General features: G+C 42.5%; 16 protein-coding genes and 1 pseudogene. 2 read left to right on the forward strand and 15 right to left on the reverse strand.

Going from position 1 to position 19,650, the window contains the following annotated elements:
• Nucleotides 1-2: 2 nt before the first annotated feature.
• Nucleotides 3-1,448: a DNA primase gene (locus F5613_RS04315; RefSeq protein ID WP_179398799.1), complete on the forward strand. Its 1,446-nt coding sequence runs from the start codon at nucleotides 3-5 to the stop codon at nucleotides 1,446-1,448.
• 89 nt (nucleotides 1,449-1,537) lie between these two features.
• Here F5613_RS04315 and F5613_RS04320 read toward each other — a convergent pair whose 3' ends face one another.
• The 8 genes from F5613_RS04320 to F5613_RS04355 are packed head-to-tail and all read right to left on the reverse strand — an operon-like array spanning nucleotide 1,538 to nucleotide 11,008.
• On the reverse strand, nucleotides 1,538-4,675 hold the full coding sequence (locus F5613_RS04320; protein WP_179398800.1) for a type I restriction endonuclease subunit R: 3,138 nt from the start codon (nucleotides 4,673-4,675) through the stop codon (nucleotides 1,538-1,540).
• Between the two features lie 6 nt (nucleotides 4,676-4,681).
• Nucleotides 4,682-5,311, reverse strand: coding sequence for an abortive infection family protein (locus F5613_RS04325; RefSeq protein WP_179398801.1), 630 nt, complete (start codon nucleotides 5,309-5,311; stop codon nucleotides 4,682-4,684).
• Nucleotides 5,312-5,785, reverse strand: coding sequence for a restriction endonuclease subunit S (locus F5613_RS04330; protein ID WP_179398802.1), 474 nt, complete (start codon nucleotides 5,783-5,785; stop codon nucleotides 5,312-5,314). It abuts the gene before it with no gap.
• An 11-nt stretch (nucleotides 5,786-5,796) separates the two neighbouring features.
• Nucleotides 5,797-6,453, reverse strand: a complete 657-nt coding sequence (locus tag F5613_RS04335) for a DUF4145 domain-containing protein (protein WP_179398803.1) — start codon at nucleotides 6,451-6,453, stop codon at nucleotides 5,797-5,799.
• A gap of 10 nt (nucleotides 6,454-6,463) precedes the next feature.
• Nucleotides 6,464-7,663 carry a restriction endonuclease subunit S gene (locus F5613_RS04340; RefSeq protein ID WP_179398804.1) on the reverse strand — a complete coding sequence of 400 codons (1,200 nt, stop codon included), beginning with the start codon at nucleotides 7,661-7,663 and terminating at the stop codon, nucleotides 6,464-6,466.
• 10 nt (nucleotides 7,664-7,673) lie between these two features.
• Nucleotides 7,674-8,378, reverse strand: a complete 705-nt coding sequence (locus F5613_RS04345) for a restriction endonuclease subunit S (protein ID WP_179398805.1) — start codon at nucleotides 8,376-8,378, stop codon at nucleotides 7,674-7,676.
• Between the two features lie 56 nt (nucleotides 8,379-8,434).
• Complete coding sequence (gene xerA / locus F5613_RS04350; RefSeq protein ID WP_179398806.1) at nucleotides 8,435-9,427, reverse strand: site-specific tyrosine recombinase/integron integrase; 993 nt, start codon at nucleotides 9,425-9,427, stop codon at nucleotides 8,435-8,437.
• Nucleotides 9,428-9,481: 54 nt separating this feature from the next.
• The gene (locus tag F5613_RS04355; RefSeq protein WP_179398807.1) at nucleotides 9,482-11,008 is read right to left on the reverse strand and encodes a type I restriction-modification system subunit M; all 1,527 of its coding nucleotides are present in this window, start codon (nucleotides 11,006-11,008) and stop codon (nucleotides 9,482-9,484) included.
• Nucleotides 11,009-11,411: 403 nt separating this feature from the next.
• Here F5613_RS04355 and F5613_RS04360 point away from each other — a divergent pair, with 403 nt between their 5' ends.
• Nucleotides 11,412-12,050: a protein kinase family protein gene (locus F5613_RS04360; RefSeq protein ID WP_179398808.1), complete on the forward strand. Its 639-nt coding sequence runs from the start codon at nucleotides 11,412-11,414 to the stop codon at nucleotides 12,048-12,050.
• On the opposite strand, the gene F5613_RS04365 is transcribed toward F5613_RS04360, so the two are convergent.
• The 7 genes and pseudogenes from F5613_RS04365 to F5613_RS04395 all read right to left on the reverse strand — a co-directional run bounded on the left by F5613_RS04365 (nucleotide 12,043) and on the right by F5613_RS04395 (nucleotide 19,628).
• Nucleotides 12,043-12,270, reverse strand: coding sequence for a helix-turn-helix domain-containing protein (locus F5613_RS04365; RefSeq protein ID WP_179398809.1), 228 nt, complete (start codon nucleotides 12,268-12,270; stop codon nucleotides 12,043-12,045). The genes F5613_RS04360 and F5613_RS04365 overlap by 8 nt on opposite strands.
• 123 nt (nucleotides 12,271-12,393) lie before the next feature.
• Nucleotides 12,394-13,575 (reverse strand): annotated as a pseudogene (locus tag F5613_RS04370) (serine hydrolase domain-containing protein); the annotation flags it as partial.
• A gap of 20 nt (nucleotides 13,576-13,595) precedes the next feature.
• On the reverse strand, nucleotides 13,596-15,407 hold the full coding sequence (locus F5613_RS04375; RefSeq protein ID WP_394353430.1) for an outer membrane protein assembly factor BamB family protein: 1,812 nt from the start codon (nucleotides 15,405-15,407) through the stop codon (nucleotides 13,596-13,598).
• Between the two features lie 5 nt (nucleotides 15,408-15,412).
• Nucleotides 15,413-16,237, reverse strand: coding sequence for an N-acetylmuramic acid 6-phosphate etherase (gene murQ, locus F5613_RS04380; RefSeq protein ID WP_068181615.1), 825 nt, complete (start codon nucleotides 16,235-16,237; stop codon nucleotides 15,413-15,415).
• 12 nt (nucleotides 16,238-16,249) lie between these two features.
• Nucleotides 16,250-17,089 (reverse strand): ATPase, encoded by an 840-nt coding sequence (locus F5613_RS04385; RefSeq protein ID WP_179398812.1) that lies wholly within the window; start codon nucleotides 17,087-17,089, stop codon nucleotides 16,250-16,252.
• A gap of 23 nt (nucleotides 17,090-17,112) precedes the next feature.
• Nucleotides 17,113-18,351, reverse strand: coding sequence for an exo-beta-N-acetylmuramidase NamZ family protein (locus F5613_RS04390; RefSeq protein ID WP_179398813.1), 1,239 nt, complete (start codon nucleotides 18,349-18,351; stop codon nucleotides 17,113-17,115).
• Nucleotides 18,351-19,628, reverse strand: a complete 1,278-nt coding sequence (locus F5613_RS04395; RefSeq protein WP_179398814.1) for an MFS transporter — start codon at nucleotides 19,626-19,628, stop codon at nucleotides 18,351-18,353. The genes F5613_RS04390 and F5613_RS04395 overlap by 1 nt, the downstream gene beginning before the upstream one ends.
• Nucleotides 19,629-19,650 lie beyond the last annotated feature (22 nt).

Below are 19,650 nucleotides of genomic sequence, written 5' to 3' on the forward strand. Positions count from 1 at the left end.
TCATGAACGACAACAGCAAAGAAGAGATAGCGAAGCTGAAGGAGGCCCTGAACATCGAAGATGTGATAGGTACCTACGTTGAACTGGAGTACAAATTAGGAGGTAAGTGTTTAGGATTATGCCCTTTTCACGACGACTCCACCCCCTCCATGCACGTACACACCGGAAAGCAGATCTTTAAATGTTTTGCCTGCAACGAAGGCGGTGATGTGATCGCCTTTATCAGCAAAATAAAATCGTGCACCTTTGCCGAGGCTGTTAATCTGTTGCGCCAGGAATGGTGCAACGGATCAACCCCTCCGCCACAACACATCGAGCGAAGGGAAAAGGCCAGGGCACAGAAGCCCGCCGCTACACCGGCGCAGCTTGCCGCCATGGAAGCCGACAACGTGAAGTTCATGCGGTCGATGTATGGACATCATCCTGCCCTGGCCCGTATACATGAGGTAAAGTTGGACGACCACAGCTGGATGGATGGCAATAAATACCACCCCGATTGCGACGGCATTACCCAAGCCTATGTAGATTTTGAGGTAAGTCAGGCAAAAAGTACGGTGCCCGGCGCGTTCAAAGCCATGAGGGGACGGATTGTATTCCCCATCCGCGACGAAAACAACCGGCTGGTTGCCTTTGCAGGACGAACCACCCAAACCATCACGGACGAAAACAGGAGTTACACCCCTAAATACGTAAACAGCCAAACAAGCGACCTGTACAACAAAAGCCGCACTCTGTACGGTTTGCATCTGGCTGGGGAACCCATACGGACAGAGACCTTTGTCTTCCTGACCGAAGGATACAAAGATACGTTGGCCATGGTGGCAGCAGGCTTTAAGAACACCGTTGCCCAGTGCGGCGCCGCCTTTACCGACGATCATGCCGAACTGCTGAAGCGTTACACCAAACGCGTAGCCGTATTGATGGATGCCGACGACCGCGGACGCGAGATAGCAGCCGCAGCCATTGCCGTACTCCATCGCCACGGCATGCAAACCAGCGAGTTACTCCTCCCCCCCGGCGAAGATCCCGATTCCCTCTTCCGCCGCATAGGAAAACAAGCCTTCCGCACCATCGTTGCAGAATCCCAACTTACCGGACACCTGCAAGCACTTAAGGAAAGCACCGGAATGGATCTGGCAAGTTTTGCAACCTCTAATCAGTCGAGTACAATTGGAGGTTCATTAGGTACAGAAGGAACCGGAAACCAAGAAGTAATCCGGATGAACAGTGAGGAAACGACCGATTTGAGTTTATTGCAAAGCGATCGCCCCCGGCTGATGGCCCGGGAGCAGGAACTGCAACACCAAATGCGAAAACTGGGAAGCAAACGTTTCCTTTTCGGTCAGGGACCAGAGCGAATGCAGATCAACACCGAGTTGATGAAGCTCCGCTCCCAACTCTCCGAAGTAAGCAAACAACTAAACAGACCCGTAGTCTGGTATAAATAAAAAAGGCACCGGTCGGGTAAAATCTAACAATATCAGAAATTACAACACCCCGGCCGGTTGCCTTTGTATTAATAGAGTTTGGCTCAGCCTTAAAAGTTATTTTTGTATTTAACAGTAGATTCTGCAACCTGATTAATATATTCTTTATCTGTTTCCATCACATACAATTTACTACCCAGCTCAGTCTCATAAAAGAGTGAATCGGAAGAGTTGTCTGTCCATTCTTCGCATTGCTTGAGAACCACCTCCATTGCATTTTCGGACTCTTCAGGTGGATACTTATATTTTTTCAATAATCGTTTTACAAGTCTTCGCATACCAGCTCTGGCTCCTTCCTTTTTTTGCCAGTCGATTGTTCGGTTTTTACGTAGCATATCCGTAAGTTCCTTTGTCATCTCAACTAAAATATCATGAGAATAAAAATCCATAACAGCTCTTGGCTTAGTCAACGCGTCGTAAAAAGCTTTTTCTTCTGCATTGAGACCCAATTTATTTCGTTCCGACTCGGACTCCGAAATCTCTTTCGCTAATTTGAGCAGCTCCTGTATAACCTCTTCATTGGTAAGCATCCCTTTCAGGTAGTTGGATAAAGCCTGATTCAATAAATCAGAAAACTTTTCCGATTGAACAAGATTGGTTTTTTTGTACATCGAAACCCGTTCGGCCAATAGTTTTTTAAGTAATTCTATGGCTATGTTTTTCTCTTTCATCTTAGAGATTTCCTCCAGAAATGCGGTATCGAATAAAGAGAACTCTGCTTTTACATCCGAAAACAGGTTGATAATACCTTGACTTCTCACACTCTGTTTCAGCAACTCGCCAATACGTTCGTTAATCTCTTTTTTCGATACTTTGCCCTTTCCAGTCATTCGGGAAAGCAATGTACGAACCGTTTCAAAGAAAGCAGCTTCAAATCTATATTTCTCATCCAATAAACTACGACACAGCGTAATCGCATCATGTAATAGTTTTGCTTCTTTCAAAAATGATACCTTTTGGGCTTCTTTATCAGGTGCAATAATAAAGTTTACACCACCTTTTATAAGTTGCGCCCTGTCGTAATCACTTCCTTTCTGGAAAAGACTATAATCATAACCATGAAAGATATCACGGCAAATTTCGAGCTTCTCTTTAAACTTGATAAACGCGGTATCCTTTATATCTTGATTTCCATAATTCTCTCTATCCCGTCTGGTATAATCGCGCATAGCATCCTTCAATGCTTTAGCTATACCGATATAATCCACAACAAGACCACCAGATTTATCTTGAAAAATTCTATTTACGCGAGCAATAGCTTGCATAAGATTATGCCCCTTCATGGGTTTAAAAACATACATTGTGGCAAGAGAAGGCACATCAAAACCTGTTAACCACATATCAACCACGATTGCAATTTTCAGAGGATCGTCATTGTTTTTAAATTTCTTTGCCAGCTCCTTTTTATAAAACTTATTGCCAATAATAGCATTCCATTCTTCAGGATCTTTATTCCCTCCGGTCATTACAACCTTTACTTTTTCCGTCCAATCAGGTCTGATTTCTAATATTTTATAATATATATCAATTGCTATAGCCCTTGAATAAGCCACAATCATAGCTTTACCTGTTAATTCATACTGACGATTTTCTTCGTAATGCCTGATAATATCCCTACAAAGAGAATCTATGGTTTCGGGTGCTCCCAGGATAGCTTCTATGTGTGATAATTCACGCTTACTTTTTTCAATCTGCTCTTTCTCTGCACCTTCATCAGCCAAAAGATCATATTCCTCATCTATTATTTTTAAAGTTTGATCATCCAGGTTGAGATTAATTACTCTAGACTCGTAATAGACTGGGCAGGTTGCACCATCCTCCACAGCTTGAGTCATGTCGTAAACATCAATATAATTACCAAATACCTCCTGAGTATCTCTGTCTCTCGTTGAAATGGGAGTTCCTGTAAATCCTATATACGAAGCGTTGGGAAGCGAATCGTGAATAATACGGGCAGTTCCAATGGATACTTTACCTGTTTGCGGATCGATTTTTTCTTCGAAACCATATTGCCCCCGATGCGCTTCGTCCGTTATTACAATGATATTTTTTCTTTCAGATAAAGGTTCGCTGGACTCTTCAAACTTCTGCATCGTAGTAAAAATAATACCATTAGCCTCACGTCCTAAAAGCAACTTCTTAAGATGTTCTCTATTCTTTGCCCGAATGGGTGTTTGACGTAAGAATTGCCTACATGTAGAAAATTGAGTATAAAGCTGATCATCCAAATCATTTCTATCTGTAATAACAACTATGGTAGGTTGCGAAAAGGTAGTTTGAAGTAAATGAGCGTAAAAGACCATAGAAAGAGATTTCCCACTACCTTGTGTATGCCAGAACACACCGATTTTACCATCAGACTCGACCGCTATCTTCGTCCTTTCAATAGCTTTATTTACAGCAAAATATTGATGATAACCCGATAGAATCTTGAATGATTCATTCTTATCATCTTTCGAAAAACAAATGAAGTTCTTTATTATATCAAGAAAACGGTCTTTCTTAAAAATACCCTCAAAGAAGGTATCGTAATCGGCGTATTCGGTACTTTCGTAGCTCCCATCTTTAGTTTTCCACTCCATATAGCGATCTTCTTTGCTTGTTATAGTTCCCGCCTTGGAACAGCTCATGTCGCTCATTACACAAAATGCGTTATACACGAACAAAGAGGGTATTTCGTGCATATAATTTTTTAATTGCCTGTAAGCTTCGGAGACATCTGTGTTTTCACGGGATGGCGATTTAAGTTCGGCAATAACCAAAGGAAGTCCATTTACAAAAACAATTATATCCGCACGTTTTTCCGACTTTTCCACATGCACCCATTGATTCATCACCTGGAATGTGTTTTTGTGGATCTTGTCAAAATCTACTAAATAAATAATGTCATGACGCTGCTCTTTCCCGTCATAATACGACACCTCTATACCATGCTGCAGATAATCCGTAAAATGCTCGTTACGTTTGGCCAAGCTGCCTGTATCTATGTCTTTTAGTTTTGTAACAGCTTCGTAAATAGCAATTTGTGGTTTTTCTGGATTTACATCATAAAGACTCTGAAACAATTGTTCCTCGTAAAAAGGCACATAATAATCTCGCTCAATATAGGGAGCATACAAATGCTTATATCCCAATTGTTGGAATAATTGAATAAGCGCTTGTTCGTAATTGTTTTCTGTAAATGACATGGTATTTTATTTTTCGACTTTTGTTTCCAAATAATTCAAATATTCTTCTCTGTAAGCCTCATAATCTTGCTGATACATTGCTTCAGAGGCAGACAGTGTTAAGAATCCAATTACAAGAGGATTTGCATCGTCAAAATATTCATTGAATTGGTCACAATCTTCATAATGAATCCGACTGTCTTTTTTCGGATTATTATGAGTCATGTAATAGTGTAAAATAAAACCACCAATTACATCTGTGATTTTGTAAATGAATAGAGACATTGTAGAGTCAACGGAAATGTTCTTTATATCCTGGCTATGGGATGCAAATCCAGAATTATTCCTTATTTCTGCAATGACCTGAGCAACCGAAGCAATTCTTCTTGCCAATTCACAAAGTTTTTCCTTGTGGTTATACGAATTAATTACTAAAACTTCAATGGTTTGTCTTACAAGCTCTTGAAATTTAATATCATCTTTATATATGTAGGCCTTATTTGTCAGAATAGTCTTACATATTCCCTCAATCAAACTTTTACAAGTTTCAATACACAATGCAGGATTCATTTCAATATTGTTAACTATTGTATCTGCGTGTGTATTAAACGTGTCAAAACTCGGCATTTTAGAAATATGTTCTCTTATCCAAAACATTCAATTAAAGATTAAATTATCATTTATCCGGCGATTGAGTTCGATTTTATCGTCTATGGATTTTAATATTGATACTATCTTTTTCTGTCTTTGAATTTTCTTGTAAAATTTTACTTTTATTGGATGGATATGATTGCGATTTAATGTTGGTACTGCACTACCACCACCAAATGAAGAAAGAGGTAATGTTCTAAGTAAATAATATAAATATTCAGGGTCATTACCCTTAAAATCATCTACATACAAAACTGTATTATGAGCCCAACATTTATTATAAATATACGGAGTGCCTATATTACCACTTCTCCCAATTGTAATACATGGATAAATTGATGTTTCTTTATTATGATATCCTATTATGCCGTTTGAACCTGCAACTGGGATATTTCCCTTTTGCACTTTAGACTTAGGTAAATCATGACCACGTCTAAAATTCAAAATATCGCCGAGACTTTTTTCTACTACATCGCCCATTTTAATTCTTATTATTTTCGTGGTATATTTCTTTTTAACTTTTTTGTTTCAACTTTTAGTGCGTCTTCTCTAAAAAGGCTTTCAATAATATCCAACACCTTATTTACTTCCTCCAATTCAGCAATATAGCCTCTATGAGCGGCTGCATTTCCATATTCCAAGGCAACCGATAAAAAATCTTTTTGGACTTGAGTTATGAAATTCTGTTCAAGAAGTTTTTCCAATTTATTTTTAAAAGTTCCTACATCTCCTATTTTCTCCACAATATATAAATCCAAAAGTGTTCTTGCTCCTATTAATGGTAAAGTAATGTTACCACAATTTAGGGAAGTATATACTTCTCTAAATAAGCCAATATAATTTATTTTAAGATTTACAATCCATTTAGGAATATCTCGAACTTGATTATTGGGATATGTAAGGATAATTTCGTCTTCTATGCGCGGATCTTTGCGCTCATAAACATTTAGATTAATTTTCTTACAGCCACAACACTCTGTAATTTCGTATATATTAGCAACTATTGTAAAAAAACTATTAAGTTTATTCCCATTTTTATCGTACCCAATTATCTCAGGAGAGTCTAAGACACCTTTATTAAATATTACTTTTTGTTGAGTTTTGCATTTGCAATTATAACAGTATATACTTTTTATTTTCTCTTCCATAAATGAGAATTTAGCAGTTTAAATCGTTAATTTTTATCTCTCCGGACATCAGCTTGGGGAGGATAGAATCTCGTAAATTAGTTAATACAACTGTTTCTGTTTCCTTTGTAGATATTGTTTTCTTTAAAGTAGTATCTTTTACTTGAAATTTGCACCAAATATCAAATGGGGGAACTAGTATTAACTTATTATCTAATCCTCCCTTATCTAATGCTTGTCCCTCTCTTGCCGCAGTTCCAATCAAATCATTAAAATAACTTATTTTTGATTCCATATAATATTTTAAGTATAGTGGATTTATAACGTTATCATCTATACTATAAATATTGTATGCAGAACTCACACCTCCTATTTCGTCAAGCATAATTCCCCAATTCAATATTTCACGACTCATTCCAAAAACCAAATTGAATTTTCTTAGAACTTTATTTTTTGATGTACTACTACTTAATTGTTTCTTATATTTTCCAGAGCGTGGGATAATTCCATTATTAGTAACAGAGTATTCAGGCAATGATCCTGCAAGAACTTTTTCAGTAAAAGGTGTTATGAATGAACTTAAAGTAACAACTCTCCATCCCTCAGGTATCATCCCAAGCTCGGAATCTACGAATTTACCATCTTTGAATGGATCAAAGTCAACGAACCAAGACTTGAATAAAGCCTGTGCCTGCTGCTCTAAATTATCATTTATCCGGCGATTGAGTTCGATTTTGTTATCGAGAGAAGATAGAATTTCAGATATCCTTAGTTGAATTTCATAAGATGGATATGAAACAAGAACTTCTTTAAGCTCAGATTGTTTGATACCTGTAACCGTTGTTCCTGTTTCCCTAGCACATAACCTTGAATGACCTATGTTGGATAAAAAATAGTATTTTAGATATTTATTATCTAAAATACCATTTTTTCCTCTAAGACAAACTGTCCTCTGTGCCAATGCTATCTTTCTATCATCAAGTTGGGCAACTTCACCTAGTGGAGCTTCAGTTGTCAAAACTACATCGCCTTCTTTTGGAAGACCTCGAACCATCCAACTATCATAATTATCTTCTGCTATATATTCCGTAGGAGTCTCAATTCTACCATTTTTAATAATTTTAGCAGTAATAAGAGGGACTCCTGATTCCGTTTTAACAGGTGTCTTTCCTCTATAATCGATTAATTGGTCCAGTAAATCGATTAATTTATCTTCTTTCCACTCTTCCATAAATGAGAATTTAGCAGTTTAAATCGTTAATTTTTATCTCTCCAGACATCAGTTTAGGTAAAAGAGAATCACGTAAAAAAGATAATTCCTTGTTTTCTTGTCTTAAATAATGTATTTTATCTAAGATTGGATTCACTATTTTGCAGAGCTCGGTGATTACATCTACATTAATGGCCAATTTGAGATTTAATGAATCTTCTAAGTGAAAACGTTGATGACTTCCAGTAGCACCATTAACGAGACTCATAATAGAATTATAAAACCCATCGCTAGATATTACTGAGTAAACAAATGAATATTTACCAGGATCCTTAGCTTGATATGGTATAAACTCTGTTGAGCAGACAGAATTTAGATCTACTTTATGCGTAAACCAAATACGCTTAATTCTCGGATTCAATTTAGAAAATAGAGTAGTATAGTCATTCAATATAAACTTATTGCTCTTGATGTCAGTTCCTAGCTGTATTTCAGGAGTAAGACCATTATCAAATGCAGGCAAACTGTAATGAACAAAAGTTTTGCTTAAGTTCTTTTGGGGATTAATGCTATCTTTTTCAATGACTACTATATCTCTTAGAGTTGCAACATTCCATCCCTCAGGTATCATCCCAAGCTCAGAATCTACGAAATTACCATCTTTGAACGGCTCAAAGTCAACAAACCAGGACTTGAATAAAGCCTGTGCCTGCTGCTCTAAATTATCATTTCTCACTTTCTTTAAGGAAAAATGAATAGTGTGTTTATATGTTGAGTTACAAACAATCATAATCAGTAGATGTATTTACGATGCGATAATTTCACATTAGTTTGATTAACCATGGCATAGTGCATCGTGGTGTCTATTTTCACATGCCCTAATAATAGTTGAACTTGTTCTACGGGCATTCCTTTATCAATTGCCATTGTAGCCAGAGTACGACGGAATTTATGTGGATGTAATCGGTTGATTTTAAGTTTTCTACCAATATTACGAAGACGCATCTCCACTCCTGATATCTGTAAGCGAGCATGAGGTTTAGCTAATGAAACAAACAAGGCAGGATTTCTATCTTTGCGAGATTTAAGATATTGTTGTAAATGTATTTTCGTTCGCGCATTGAAATAAACCATTCGCTCTTTATTTCCTTTACCGAAAACAACACACTCGCGTTCTTGAAAATTAATGTCGCTTCTGTTTAATTTTACAAGTTCTCCAACACGTATTCCTGTAGAAGATAGCAGATCGATGATTGCCAAATCACGGATTTGGGTACAGCTATCCCGAAGCATTTCTAACGATTCATCACTTAATACTTCCTTAATTTGTGTCCCTGTCTTAACCTTATGAATTCGCCTGACTGGACTTTTCAGGATATAATCCTCTTCTTCCAACCATGCAAAGAATGAAGAAAAGATACGACGTATATTATCTATTGTTACTTTGCTGGATTTCCGTTTACTCTGAAATACAGCCAAATAAGCCCGAATATCCTCTGTAGTATAATCGGCTACATTTTTAGGCATCCCGTTAAATAAATGACGAATAGTTGAGTCGTAATATTTTATCGTTTTTAGAGAACATCCTTCAACCTGTTTCGCTGATAAGAAAATTTCGAGCAATCTGGAATTTGAAGCAAAATCTTCATGCACAGTTTCTCCATCAACAACAACTTCATATTTACTAAGTATTTGTAATAATGAAGTGCTGAGTTGTGCAGTTTGTTCAAATGTTAAAACTCCAGACATAGCATTCTCAATTTCGTTAATCAGTTTTTCTTTCATATTTCTTTAATTTTAAAATAAGTATATAAAATTGAAGAAATTATGAATCTCTTATTATATAGTAAACCCAATGCTCTTCAATTGTTTTCTAATTTCATCTTCCAGCTCGTGAGATTTTTCAAAGAGTCCCGATAATTCACTGGTAAGTCGATCCATCTTTATCTCGAATGGTTCTCCGTCATCTTCTACATCTGCAATACCAACATAACGACCCGGGGTAAGGATATAATCCTGCTTAGCAACTTCGCTTAATGGAACAACTGCGCAGAATCCCTTTTCATCTTCCAATGTTCCTTCATTAAATGAAGTGAATGTATCAGCAATTTTTTGAATATCTCCTATTTCTCCGTTCTCCATATCGTCTGAGTCGGTAAGCTCACGAAGTTTACGGGTAATCATCGTCCCCATATTACGAGCATCAACAAAAAGGATTTTTCCTTTTTGTTTTTTCTGACGATTTATAAACCATAATGAAACCGGAATTCCTGTTGTATAAAATAACTGAGGTGGTAGAGCTACAATACCTTCTATTAGGTCTGCTTTAATAATATTTTCTCTTATTGTTCCTTCGCCTCCGGTCTGGGAGGATAACGAACCGTTTGCTAATACCATTCCCATTTTACCTCTGGGAGACAAATGGTGAATCATATGCTGCATCCATGCGAAGTTAGCATTACCAGCAGGCGGTATTCCAAACTTCCAGCGTACATCTTCCTGAAGTTTATCAGCCCCCCAATCACTAAGATTAAATGGAGGATTGGCCAAAATAAAGTCGGCTTTTAAGGTAGGATGTTGATCATCGAAAAATGTATCGGCATTAAATTTTCCCAAATCTGCTTCTATTCCATGAATCGCTAGATTCATATGAGCCATTTTCCATGTTGTTGGATTGCTGTCTTGACCGAAGACAGAGATATCATTAATATTTCCCTGGTGATTTTCTATAAATTTCACCGACTGAACAAACATACCTCCAGATCCACATGCAGGGTCGTATACACGACCACTAAATGGTTTTATCACTTCTATCAATGTCTTTACAATACAAGCTGGTGTATAAAACTCTCCTGCCAGTTTACCTTCTGCTTCGGCAAATTTTGATAAACAATATTCATAGGTACGGCCCAAAATATCTTTATTACCATGCTCATGCATTTGAACATTGGAAAATAAATCCACCACATTACCTAATCTTCTTTTATCCAATTCCGGACGAGCAAAGTTTTTAGGGAGTATTCCTTTCAGGCGATTATTTTCTTTTTCAATTAAACGCATGGCGTCGTCTATAACCATACCAATTTCTGCAGTGTGTGCTGCTTCAGAAATTACACTCCAGCGGGCTTCTTGCGGTACAAAGAAAATATTCTCCGAAGTATATTCATCTTTATCTTCTTGAAAGCCATCTCCTTCGTCAATCAATTCCTGATATCTCGCTTCAAACCGGTCTGAAATATATTTCAAAAATATTAGTCCAAGTACAACAGATTTATATTCTGAAGCATCCAAATTACCTCTCAACAAGTCTGCTGCTTTCCAAATTTCTTTCTCGAACCCAATCTCTACGGTATTATTTTTGGCCATAATTATTTGACTATAATCTATTTATTTTTTCTATTGATATTTACATGCTCAAACAGTCTTAGCAGATTTCTAAACACTTATTCAATGATTAAATTAGGATAGAACTCTATTAAATCATTCATTAGATTTATTACTTGACTGTATTATAAATAGCAAATATAGAAAGAATACTGGATAATTATAATAAAATAATAATTTATATATCAAATCTTTCTGAAAACTGCTTTAGAATAAATTAGCTTTATTATTCCGTTTTGGAATAGATGTTTTTTTAATAATCAATAATCTATTAAATATTATTGTCTATTTTTGTAAAGAATCAATGCATTGTTTATGGTAATGAAATACTGAAACACTAAAATAAAAAACTATTATACTAAAACTACAATAAAAACAGATTGCGATGTCACGATTAAGCGACTTATACAAAGCAATGGAAACGTTGCGTAAGGAAGGGCTTTCATTAAACGAAGACCTTGAAAAACAAGTGAATGAATTGGAAGAGAATATTATCAAAAAAGAGATTCTTCCAATTGTAACAGAAACTATAGCTCCGGCACTTAAGCAGGTACAGCGAGAATTGGTACTGGTAGTCGACTATGTACCTGGTTCGCCAATTAGCGTGCACTTGTCTCGTAAACGCAACTTTGCAGCTGAATTTGCTGATGCGAAAGAGATTCTTCCTGATCCGCAGGTTGTTCACAAGGAGATTGGAAAGACTGGTCCGAAAGGCGAGATCGCTCCCGCTACACGATTAAGAATCACCTTTGCCGATGGCAGTGTTATTCAAGAAAAGAATGCAGCTGAAACATTCCGTAAATTTGTTATGGAGGTTGGCCCGGACCGTGTCCGTTCGTTAGGTATGAAGCAGAATAAAGTTCCTTTGATATCCAATACACTTGATGAAAAATACAAAAGAACGCAGAAGTCCGTTGGTAACGGTTGGTACTTAATAACCAATAGCAATACACTAACAAAGAAACGAGATATTGAGCGAATAGCTTCAAAGTTTGGTATAAAAGTAAAAGTTGAAGTTATTTAGATTCAAGCAGTTTTTGTCTGTCCATGGGTACCGGACCGAGTTGCATTCCCATAAGTTTTAACACCTGGTTTACCTTATCCATCTTCAGTGTTTCTTTTCCCTGTTCCAGTTCGCGCAAAAATCGGATACCTACACCGGCTTTCTGTGCAAACTCTTCACGTGATAAACCCAGCGATTTCCGCTTTGCTTTCACAAATTCGTTTAATGGAAGATTATTCATATTCAATACCTTTTCGGGTACAAATATAAGATTATTATTCAATAATAGACCCTTTCGGGTGTTATTTCGTGATTATACGGAGAATAACACCCGAAAGGGTATCTTATTATTGCTTTATTTCACAATAGAGCCGGCTACAATGTTGGCTATCAACGAGCGGAGGCGTACTACGCTGCCTTTGTCGGCGGGGTGGACTGCGTTGGTTAGCAGGATCACGGCCGTGTCGGTGTAGGGGTCTATTATAAAGGAGGTGCCTGTATAGCCGGTATGGCCGTAGGTGTAGGAGCTGAACAGATCGCCGGTATTGGAGGCATAGGGTGAGAAAATGTCCCAGCCCAGGGTGCGGCCCAGTGAGCTTACTTCGCGGGGTACGGTGCGCATGGCGCAGACGGTCTGGGGTCCCAGGATGCGCTTCTTGTGGTATTCGCCGCCGTTAAGCAGTGCAGCTGCCAGGATGGCAAGGTCGTCGGCAGTGGAGAATACGCCGGCATTGCCGGAGATGCCTCCGTTCATGATGCGTGCCAGCGGGTCGTGTACGTCGCCTTTCAACACGGATCCGTCCGGTTGCTTTTCGGTGGCTGCGCAGCGGTCGCGTAATTGGCCGGTGGGGAGGTAGTCGGTGCTGTTCATCTCAAGAACGTCGAAGATGTGCTTTTTGGCAAAGGCTCGCAGGTTGGTTCCCGATGCGGTTTCGATGATCCGTTGCAGCGTGATGTAATTGAGGCAGCTGTATTGAAAGGCTGTTTTGGGAGCAAAGTCTCGTCTGCAGCCGGCTATGTATTCGATGAGTCCGGCCGGGTTGGGTGCTCCGTAGGTTGCTTTCAATTCGGTTACGCTGGCATAGGGTGGCAGTCCCGAGGTGTGGGTGAGCAGGTCCACCACTTTGATGTTCACGGTGTTGCCTTTGGCATCGGTCCAGGGTTTGAAGCCGGGGATGTACAGACTTACGTTGTCTTGCAGGCGGATCTTGCCCTGCTCGATCAGCACCAGGGTGCTGATGGCCGTGGAGACCGATTTACTTACGGATGCGAGGTCGAATACGGTACTTTCTTCCATCTGAAGCGTATCGGGGTAGACCTGCCGGTTTCCGTAGGCTTTGATGTAGGCCATCTTTCCATGCCGGACCACCGCCAGCACGGCTCCCGGGATTTCGTGTTTATCGATGGCCTGGTGTATCACCTGGTCGGCATAGATAAATTTAGCAGGGTCCATCCCTACTTTGTCGGGACGGGTACGCTGCAAAGGTTGTGCCTGCAATTGTAATGCAAGCACAACCAATCCTAATCCAATGAAGTACTTCTTCATATCTCCTGTATTGTTGGTGTTTATTTGGTACCGGCTTCCAGCAGTCCTACGGTGCCGTCGGAGCTTGTAAACAGGCAACGGTTCTTGCTTAGGGGTACAACGGTACTGATAAGGGAGTTGCCTACTTTATATTTCCAGAGCAGCTTGCCCGATTTTGCCTCTACGGCAAACAGGAGTCCGCTTCGTGTACTGCCAAAAACAACGCCCTCTTTTTCCACAGGCATGGAGGGGGCATGTTCGTACCCGAAACCTACGTTGCAGGCCCACAGCTGCTTTACCTCCGGTCCGGTTGCATAGCACACCAGACTGTCTTGCATGGTTTTGCTGTAGAGCTGTTTCGAGTTGGCCGACAGACCGATGGTTTCGCGTACGACCGACTGCTTGGTACGCCAGACGGTCTTTCCGCTCTGCAGGTCGATGGCACTCATCACCCGGTCGGGGGCGGTTACATACACATTGCCTGCCGCTGCCACGGGCCATACGGCGGCCGGTGAGAAATGCATACGGGTAAGGCCGGCATCCCACGACCAGAGTTTACGGCCGGTTGCCTTTTCGAGGGCATACAGGTTGTTGTCCCATGCTCCGAATATCACTTTGTCGCCATACACCAGCGGTTTGGTCTCGATGTATCCTTTCACGCCGGTGAATTCCCATTGAAGCCGACCGGTTTTTACGTCTATCGCATAGAAGGATCCGCTGCTTCCGCCTACATAGGCTATCCCTTTCCGGATAGTCACCGCCCCAAGCACTGCCTTGGGTGTTTCCATCTTCCAGCGTAATTGTCCGCTTTTGGCGTCTACTCCGTAGATGGATGCATCGGCAGAACCGAATACCACCACGCCGTTGCCGGCATCGGGGGTGCCTACGATACGTGCGTTACTTTTGAATGTCCACTTCAGCTTACCCTCCTTCAGGGTGTAGCACGAGAGATCGCCTAAATCGTCGCCCACATACACGGAGTTGTTGTATACCACGGGGGATGAGTAGATGCCTTTTCCGGTGGCGGCCGACCAACCCATTTTTACCTGGGGATAGCTTTTATTTACAGAGAAATCGGGACGTTTATACAAAGACACACCCGCCCACCGTTTGGGTTCGCCGCCGATGGTCTGTTCAGATACAACGATGGAATCGTTGGTTACCTGGTAGATGGAATAGCCACCTGCGTCCGCTTTCGCCCGCAGGGTGGAACGGTTGAGCAGTCCCGGTATCCCGTCGTAGAACAGCTGTCGGTTGCTATGGTAATGACCTCCCAGTACAACTTTGATATTGAACGGACGCACGGCATCGGTCACCTCGTACCAATTGTCCACGTCGCCATCCTGCAGGGGATAATGGGATACCAGTATCACCGGCTTCTCTGCTCCTGCCTTGGTAAGCTCCTGTTTGAGCCATGAGATATCCTGCGGGGCCACATGGCCGTCGGCCATACGCATCACCGGACCCGAATTAAATCCCAGGAACAGGTATCCGTTGTGTTCGAATCGAAAGCGATCGGCCCCGAATACCTTGTTGAAATCGGTACAGCCGGACTCGCTCCACTTGGTTTCGTGGTTGCCGGATGTTATGTAGTAGGGAACCTTCAGCTTGTCGAGGAGGGACTTTGCCTTTTGCAACGAGGCCAGGTCTCCCTCTTCGGTGATATCGCCGGAAACAAGTACGAAGTCGATTCCGGATGTAGCATTCACCTGATCCACGGCACGCTGCAGGTCCTCCACAGCGGGAGTGGAATGGGTGATGTGCAGATCGGTGAACAACGCAAAACGAAAATCCTTTGCCTGAACAAATAAGATGCTCAGGCATAGAATCAAAATATAGGGTATACGTCTCATGAGGTTCATCCTTTATTATTTTCGCGATAGGCATCCACCGCATTCTTTACCGAACCATACATAAGGAGCAGGCGTTGGGACTGGTCGTACTCCAGATTAAGTTCTTCCATCACCATGCGTGTACCCCGGTCCACCAACTTCTGGTTGCTCAGCTGCATGTTCACCATGCGGTTGCCCTTTACCCGGCCCAGCTTGATCATGGTGGTGGTGGTGATCATGTTCAGGATCATCTTCTGTCCCGTTCCGGATTTCATGCGGGAACTGCCTGTAACGAACTCCGGACCTACAATCATTTCGATTGGGATCTCAGCCTCTTTGGAAATGGGAGAATCGGGGTTGCTGCTTATGGAAGCGGTAAGGATTCCATGGGCCCGTGCATTACGTAAAGCGCCCAGCACATAGGGTGTGGTACCCGAGGCGGCAATACCGATAACCGTATCTTTTTCGTTTATGTGACGTTCCTGCAGCTCGATCCAGCCACGCTCCGCATCGTCTTCGGCATTCTCCACCGGATTACGGAGGGCCACATCTCCACCGGCGATAAGTCCCACTACCAACGTAGGGGGCATGCCGAAGGTGGGCGGAATCTCGGAGGCGTCTAATACCCCCAGGCGTCCGCTGGTGCCGGCACCCATATAGAAAATACGTCCCCCCTGCTTCATGCGGGGAACAATCTGCGAAACCAGTTTCTCTATCTGCGGAATCACTTTCTGTACGGCAAGTGCCACACGCTGATCTTCGGCGTTAATCTCCTGTAATAGTTCCAGTACCGACTTCTTTTCCAGGTCGTCGTACAAGGAGGGTTGTTCTGTTATTTTTACAAAAGCCATCTGTTGTCCAATTTAATTTTTTTCTGAATGATAGGAAATAAGTCCGTCCATGGGACTCTGCATAATGGTGCCGAGCTGTATGCCGGTCTCCGCCGCTGCCTCTTCCAATACGTTTCTGTAATACCAGGCCACGGATCCGATGAGATGAACCGGGTTATGCTGATAGTCGTACTGTTTTACGTTGCGGTTGAAAAAGGCTTTGAAGGCATTGAGCACCAGCGAATGTACTTCGGGCACATCGAGGTGCGCCACCAGGAAAGGCGATACACTGGCCAGGAACCGGTTGGGGAAAGGCTTTTTGTAGACTCTCTCCAGTATGATGGCCGGTGTTAATTCGTACTTAGCCAGGAATTCTTCTTTCAATGCGGCCGGCATCTGGTTCTTGAGGATATCGCCCACCAGCAGTTTGCCCAGTACCGCACCGCTCCCTTCGTCGCCCAGGATGAATCCCAGCGGCGATACGTTGCTTACAATCTCCTTCCCATCGTAAAAACAGGAGTTGGATCCGGTGCCCATGATGCAGGCGATACCCGGCTTTCTGCCGCACAAGCCTCGGGCGGCACCCAACATATCGCTGCCTACCTCGATGGGTACATCCAGGTGGCGTGCTATCGCCTTGCGTACAATTTCATTCTTTTCGGGGAAAGCGCAACCGGCTCCGTAGAACCATACGGCTTCCACCCTGGCTGCCTCTATAAAAGGCAGCAGGTTCTGCTCTACCTCGCTGCTGATTTCATCTTCAGTCTGAAAAAAGGGATTGGTCCCTTTCGTGAAGACCTGCTTAACCAGCGTCCCCTTATCAACCAGGCACCAATCGGTTTTAGTTGAACCACTATCTGCTATCAGTATCATATCTGTCTGTCTTATTTATCTCTTTATTTATAGAGATAATATTTTTTTGAAAGTTTCTTAAATGCCTCCACATCTTTGTTCCAATAGGCTTGCATGTCTTCGAAGCGGTTGTTTTTGGCAAACAGCAGACGGATCTGGTTGCTGCCGGACACTTTGTCGAACATATCGAAGCGTTTTTCGTTGGCGTTGGCGAAGACTGCTTTATCGGGATATAGCTGGGCGATCACCTGCATGACATAAAACTGAATCTCGGACAGGTTGGCCTTCTGGTAATCGGTAAGATGTACCTGTACCCCTTGCATCTGTGTGCCTACTCCTACGGAATAGAAGGGTTTAAGGTGCATGGGACGGAAGTGAACGCCCGGCAGATTGAGTTTATTGAGTGCCGAAGCAAACTCTTCCGCCTTGATCCAATCGGCTGCAAACATCTGGAAAGGGATGGTGTATCCTACGCCGATGGAAAGATAACCCAGCTCGCCTACGATGCCGGACACCGGATAGAAAAAGGCCGAATGGGCATGGGGGATGTGGGGCGACGACGGGATCCATTGCAATCCGGTCTGCGTATAATCCATCTTGCGCTTCCATCCTTTCATCTTCACTACCGTTAGTTTACATTGCTTGGCAAGCATGTTTTCTTCGTTGAGCATCTGTGCCAACTCGCCACAGGTAAGGCCATAGAGGTAAGGAATCTTGAACTGGCTTACAAAAGAGATGTATCCATCTTCGGCCAGATTACCCTCCACCTTGAGTCCCCCCAGGGGATTGGGTCTGTCGAGCACCACAAATTCGATATTGTTTTCGGCTGCGGCTTCCATAGCCAGTCCCATCGTACTGATGTAGGTGAACGAACGGCAACCGATATCCTGGATATCGTAGACCAGCACATCGATCCCCTTCAGCATATCGGGGGTAGCCTTGCGGGTTTTGCCATAGAGCGAACCTACGGGAAGGCCGGTGGTGGGATCGGAAGAGTTGTCCACATGATCGCCTGCATGGACATCGCCGCGCACGCCGTGTTCCGGACCGAACAGCGCTACCAGATTTACATTGGGAGCTTCATGCAGAATATCGATGGTGGATTTGAGCTGGTTGTCCACTCCGGTAGGATTGGTGATCAGGCCCACTCTTTTCCCCTCCAATAGCTTGAAATTACTATTTTTAAGAACCTCTATTCCTGTCTGGATTCTTATTTTCTGAGCAAATGCCGTTCCCGCAAAAAACGGGATCATAGCAAGTAGGATGTATTTTATAACTTTCATTATTCTTTCTGTTTTTTAGCAAAATTAGGATCCACTTTAAGGAAGGCCGTAACCACCAGGGTTCCGATACAGCAGATCATCACCCAGATGAAGAAGTTTTCGTAACCCAGCTGTTCCTGCAACCACCCGGCAGCCATGCCCGGCAACATCATTCCCAGTGCCATGAATGCGGTACAGATGGCATAGTGGGCTGTTTTGTGCTCGCCGTCCGAGAAATAGATCATGTATAACATATAGGCTGTGAATCCGAATCCGTATCCGAACTGCTCGATGAACACACAAAGATTGATTACCCAAAAGCTTTCCGGTTGAACGCTGGCCAGGTATACGAAGGCTATATTCGGCAAAGAGATGATTAACGCCATAGGCCATAACCATTTTTTCAATCCACCTCTTGAAGCGAGGATACCTCCCAGAATTCCACCTATGGTAAGTCCGATGATACCGATGGTACCATACGTCAGCCCGATTTCGGTGGTTGTAAGTCCCAGTCCCCCTACTTCGCGCGGGTCGATCAGGAATGGAGTGATCAGCTTAACCAGCTGCGCTTCGGGAAAACGGTAGAACAACATAAACAGAATGGCGATGGCTACCTGTTTCTTCTTGAAGAAGGAGGCGAAAGTGGCAAAAAACTCTTTCATCAGATTGGAGGCTGTAACCGTAACCGACGGCTTGTCTGAAGCGGGCTTAGGCAGTATAAATTTGTGATACAGGCAAAAGGCGATGAACAGACCTGCCATGATGAAGAAGGTGATGGACCACGACATAGGTATCTTGCCGGTGCTGGTTTCCAGTGCGCCGGCAATCATAACCAGGATACCTTGTCCGGCTATGGTCGAAATACGGTAGAACGTGCTGCGGATTCCCACAAAGAAGGCCTGTTCATGCGGTTCGAGGGCCAGCATGTAATACCCGTCGGCAGCGATATCGTGGGTGGCGGAGCTGAAAGCGACCAGCCAGAATACGGCTAACGAGGCCTGAAAGAAAAAATCCGTTGGAAGCGTAAAGGCTACTCCCGCCAATCCTGCACCTACCAACATCTGCATCGTAACAACCCACCACCGTTTTGTTTTCAGTAAATCTACAAACGGACTCCAGAATGGTTTGATTACCCACGGCAGATAGAGCCAGCTTGTGTACAGGGCGATGTCGGTATTGGATATACCCAGGCGCTTATACATGATTACAGAAATGGTCATAACGGCGACATAAGGTAGTCCTTGTGCAAAATACAAGGTGGGTACCCACGCCCAGGGTGAAACTTGTTTATTTTTCATGACTTAAGCTTTAAGATTCGGA

This window comes from Macellibacteroides fermentans (genome assembly GCF_013409575.1).
In the GTDB taxonomy this organism is placed as follows: Bacteria; Bacteroidota; Bacteroidia; order Bacteroidales; family Tannerellaceae; genus Macellibacteroides; species Macellibacteroides fermentans.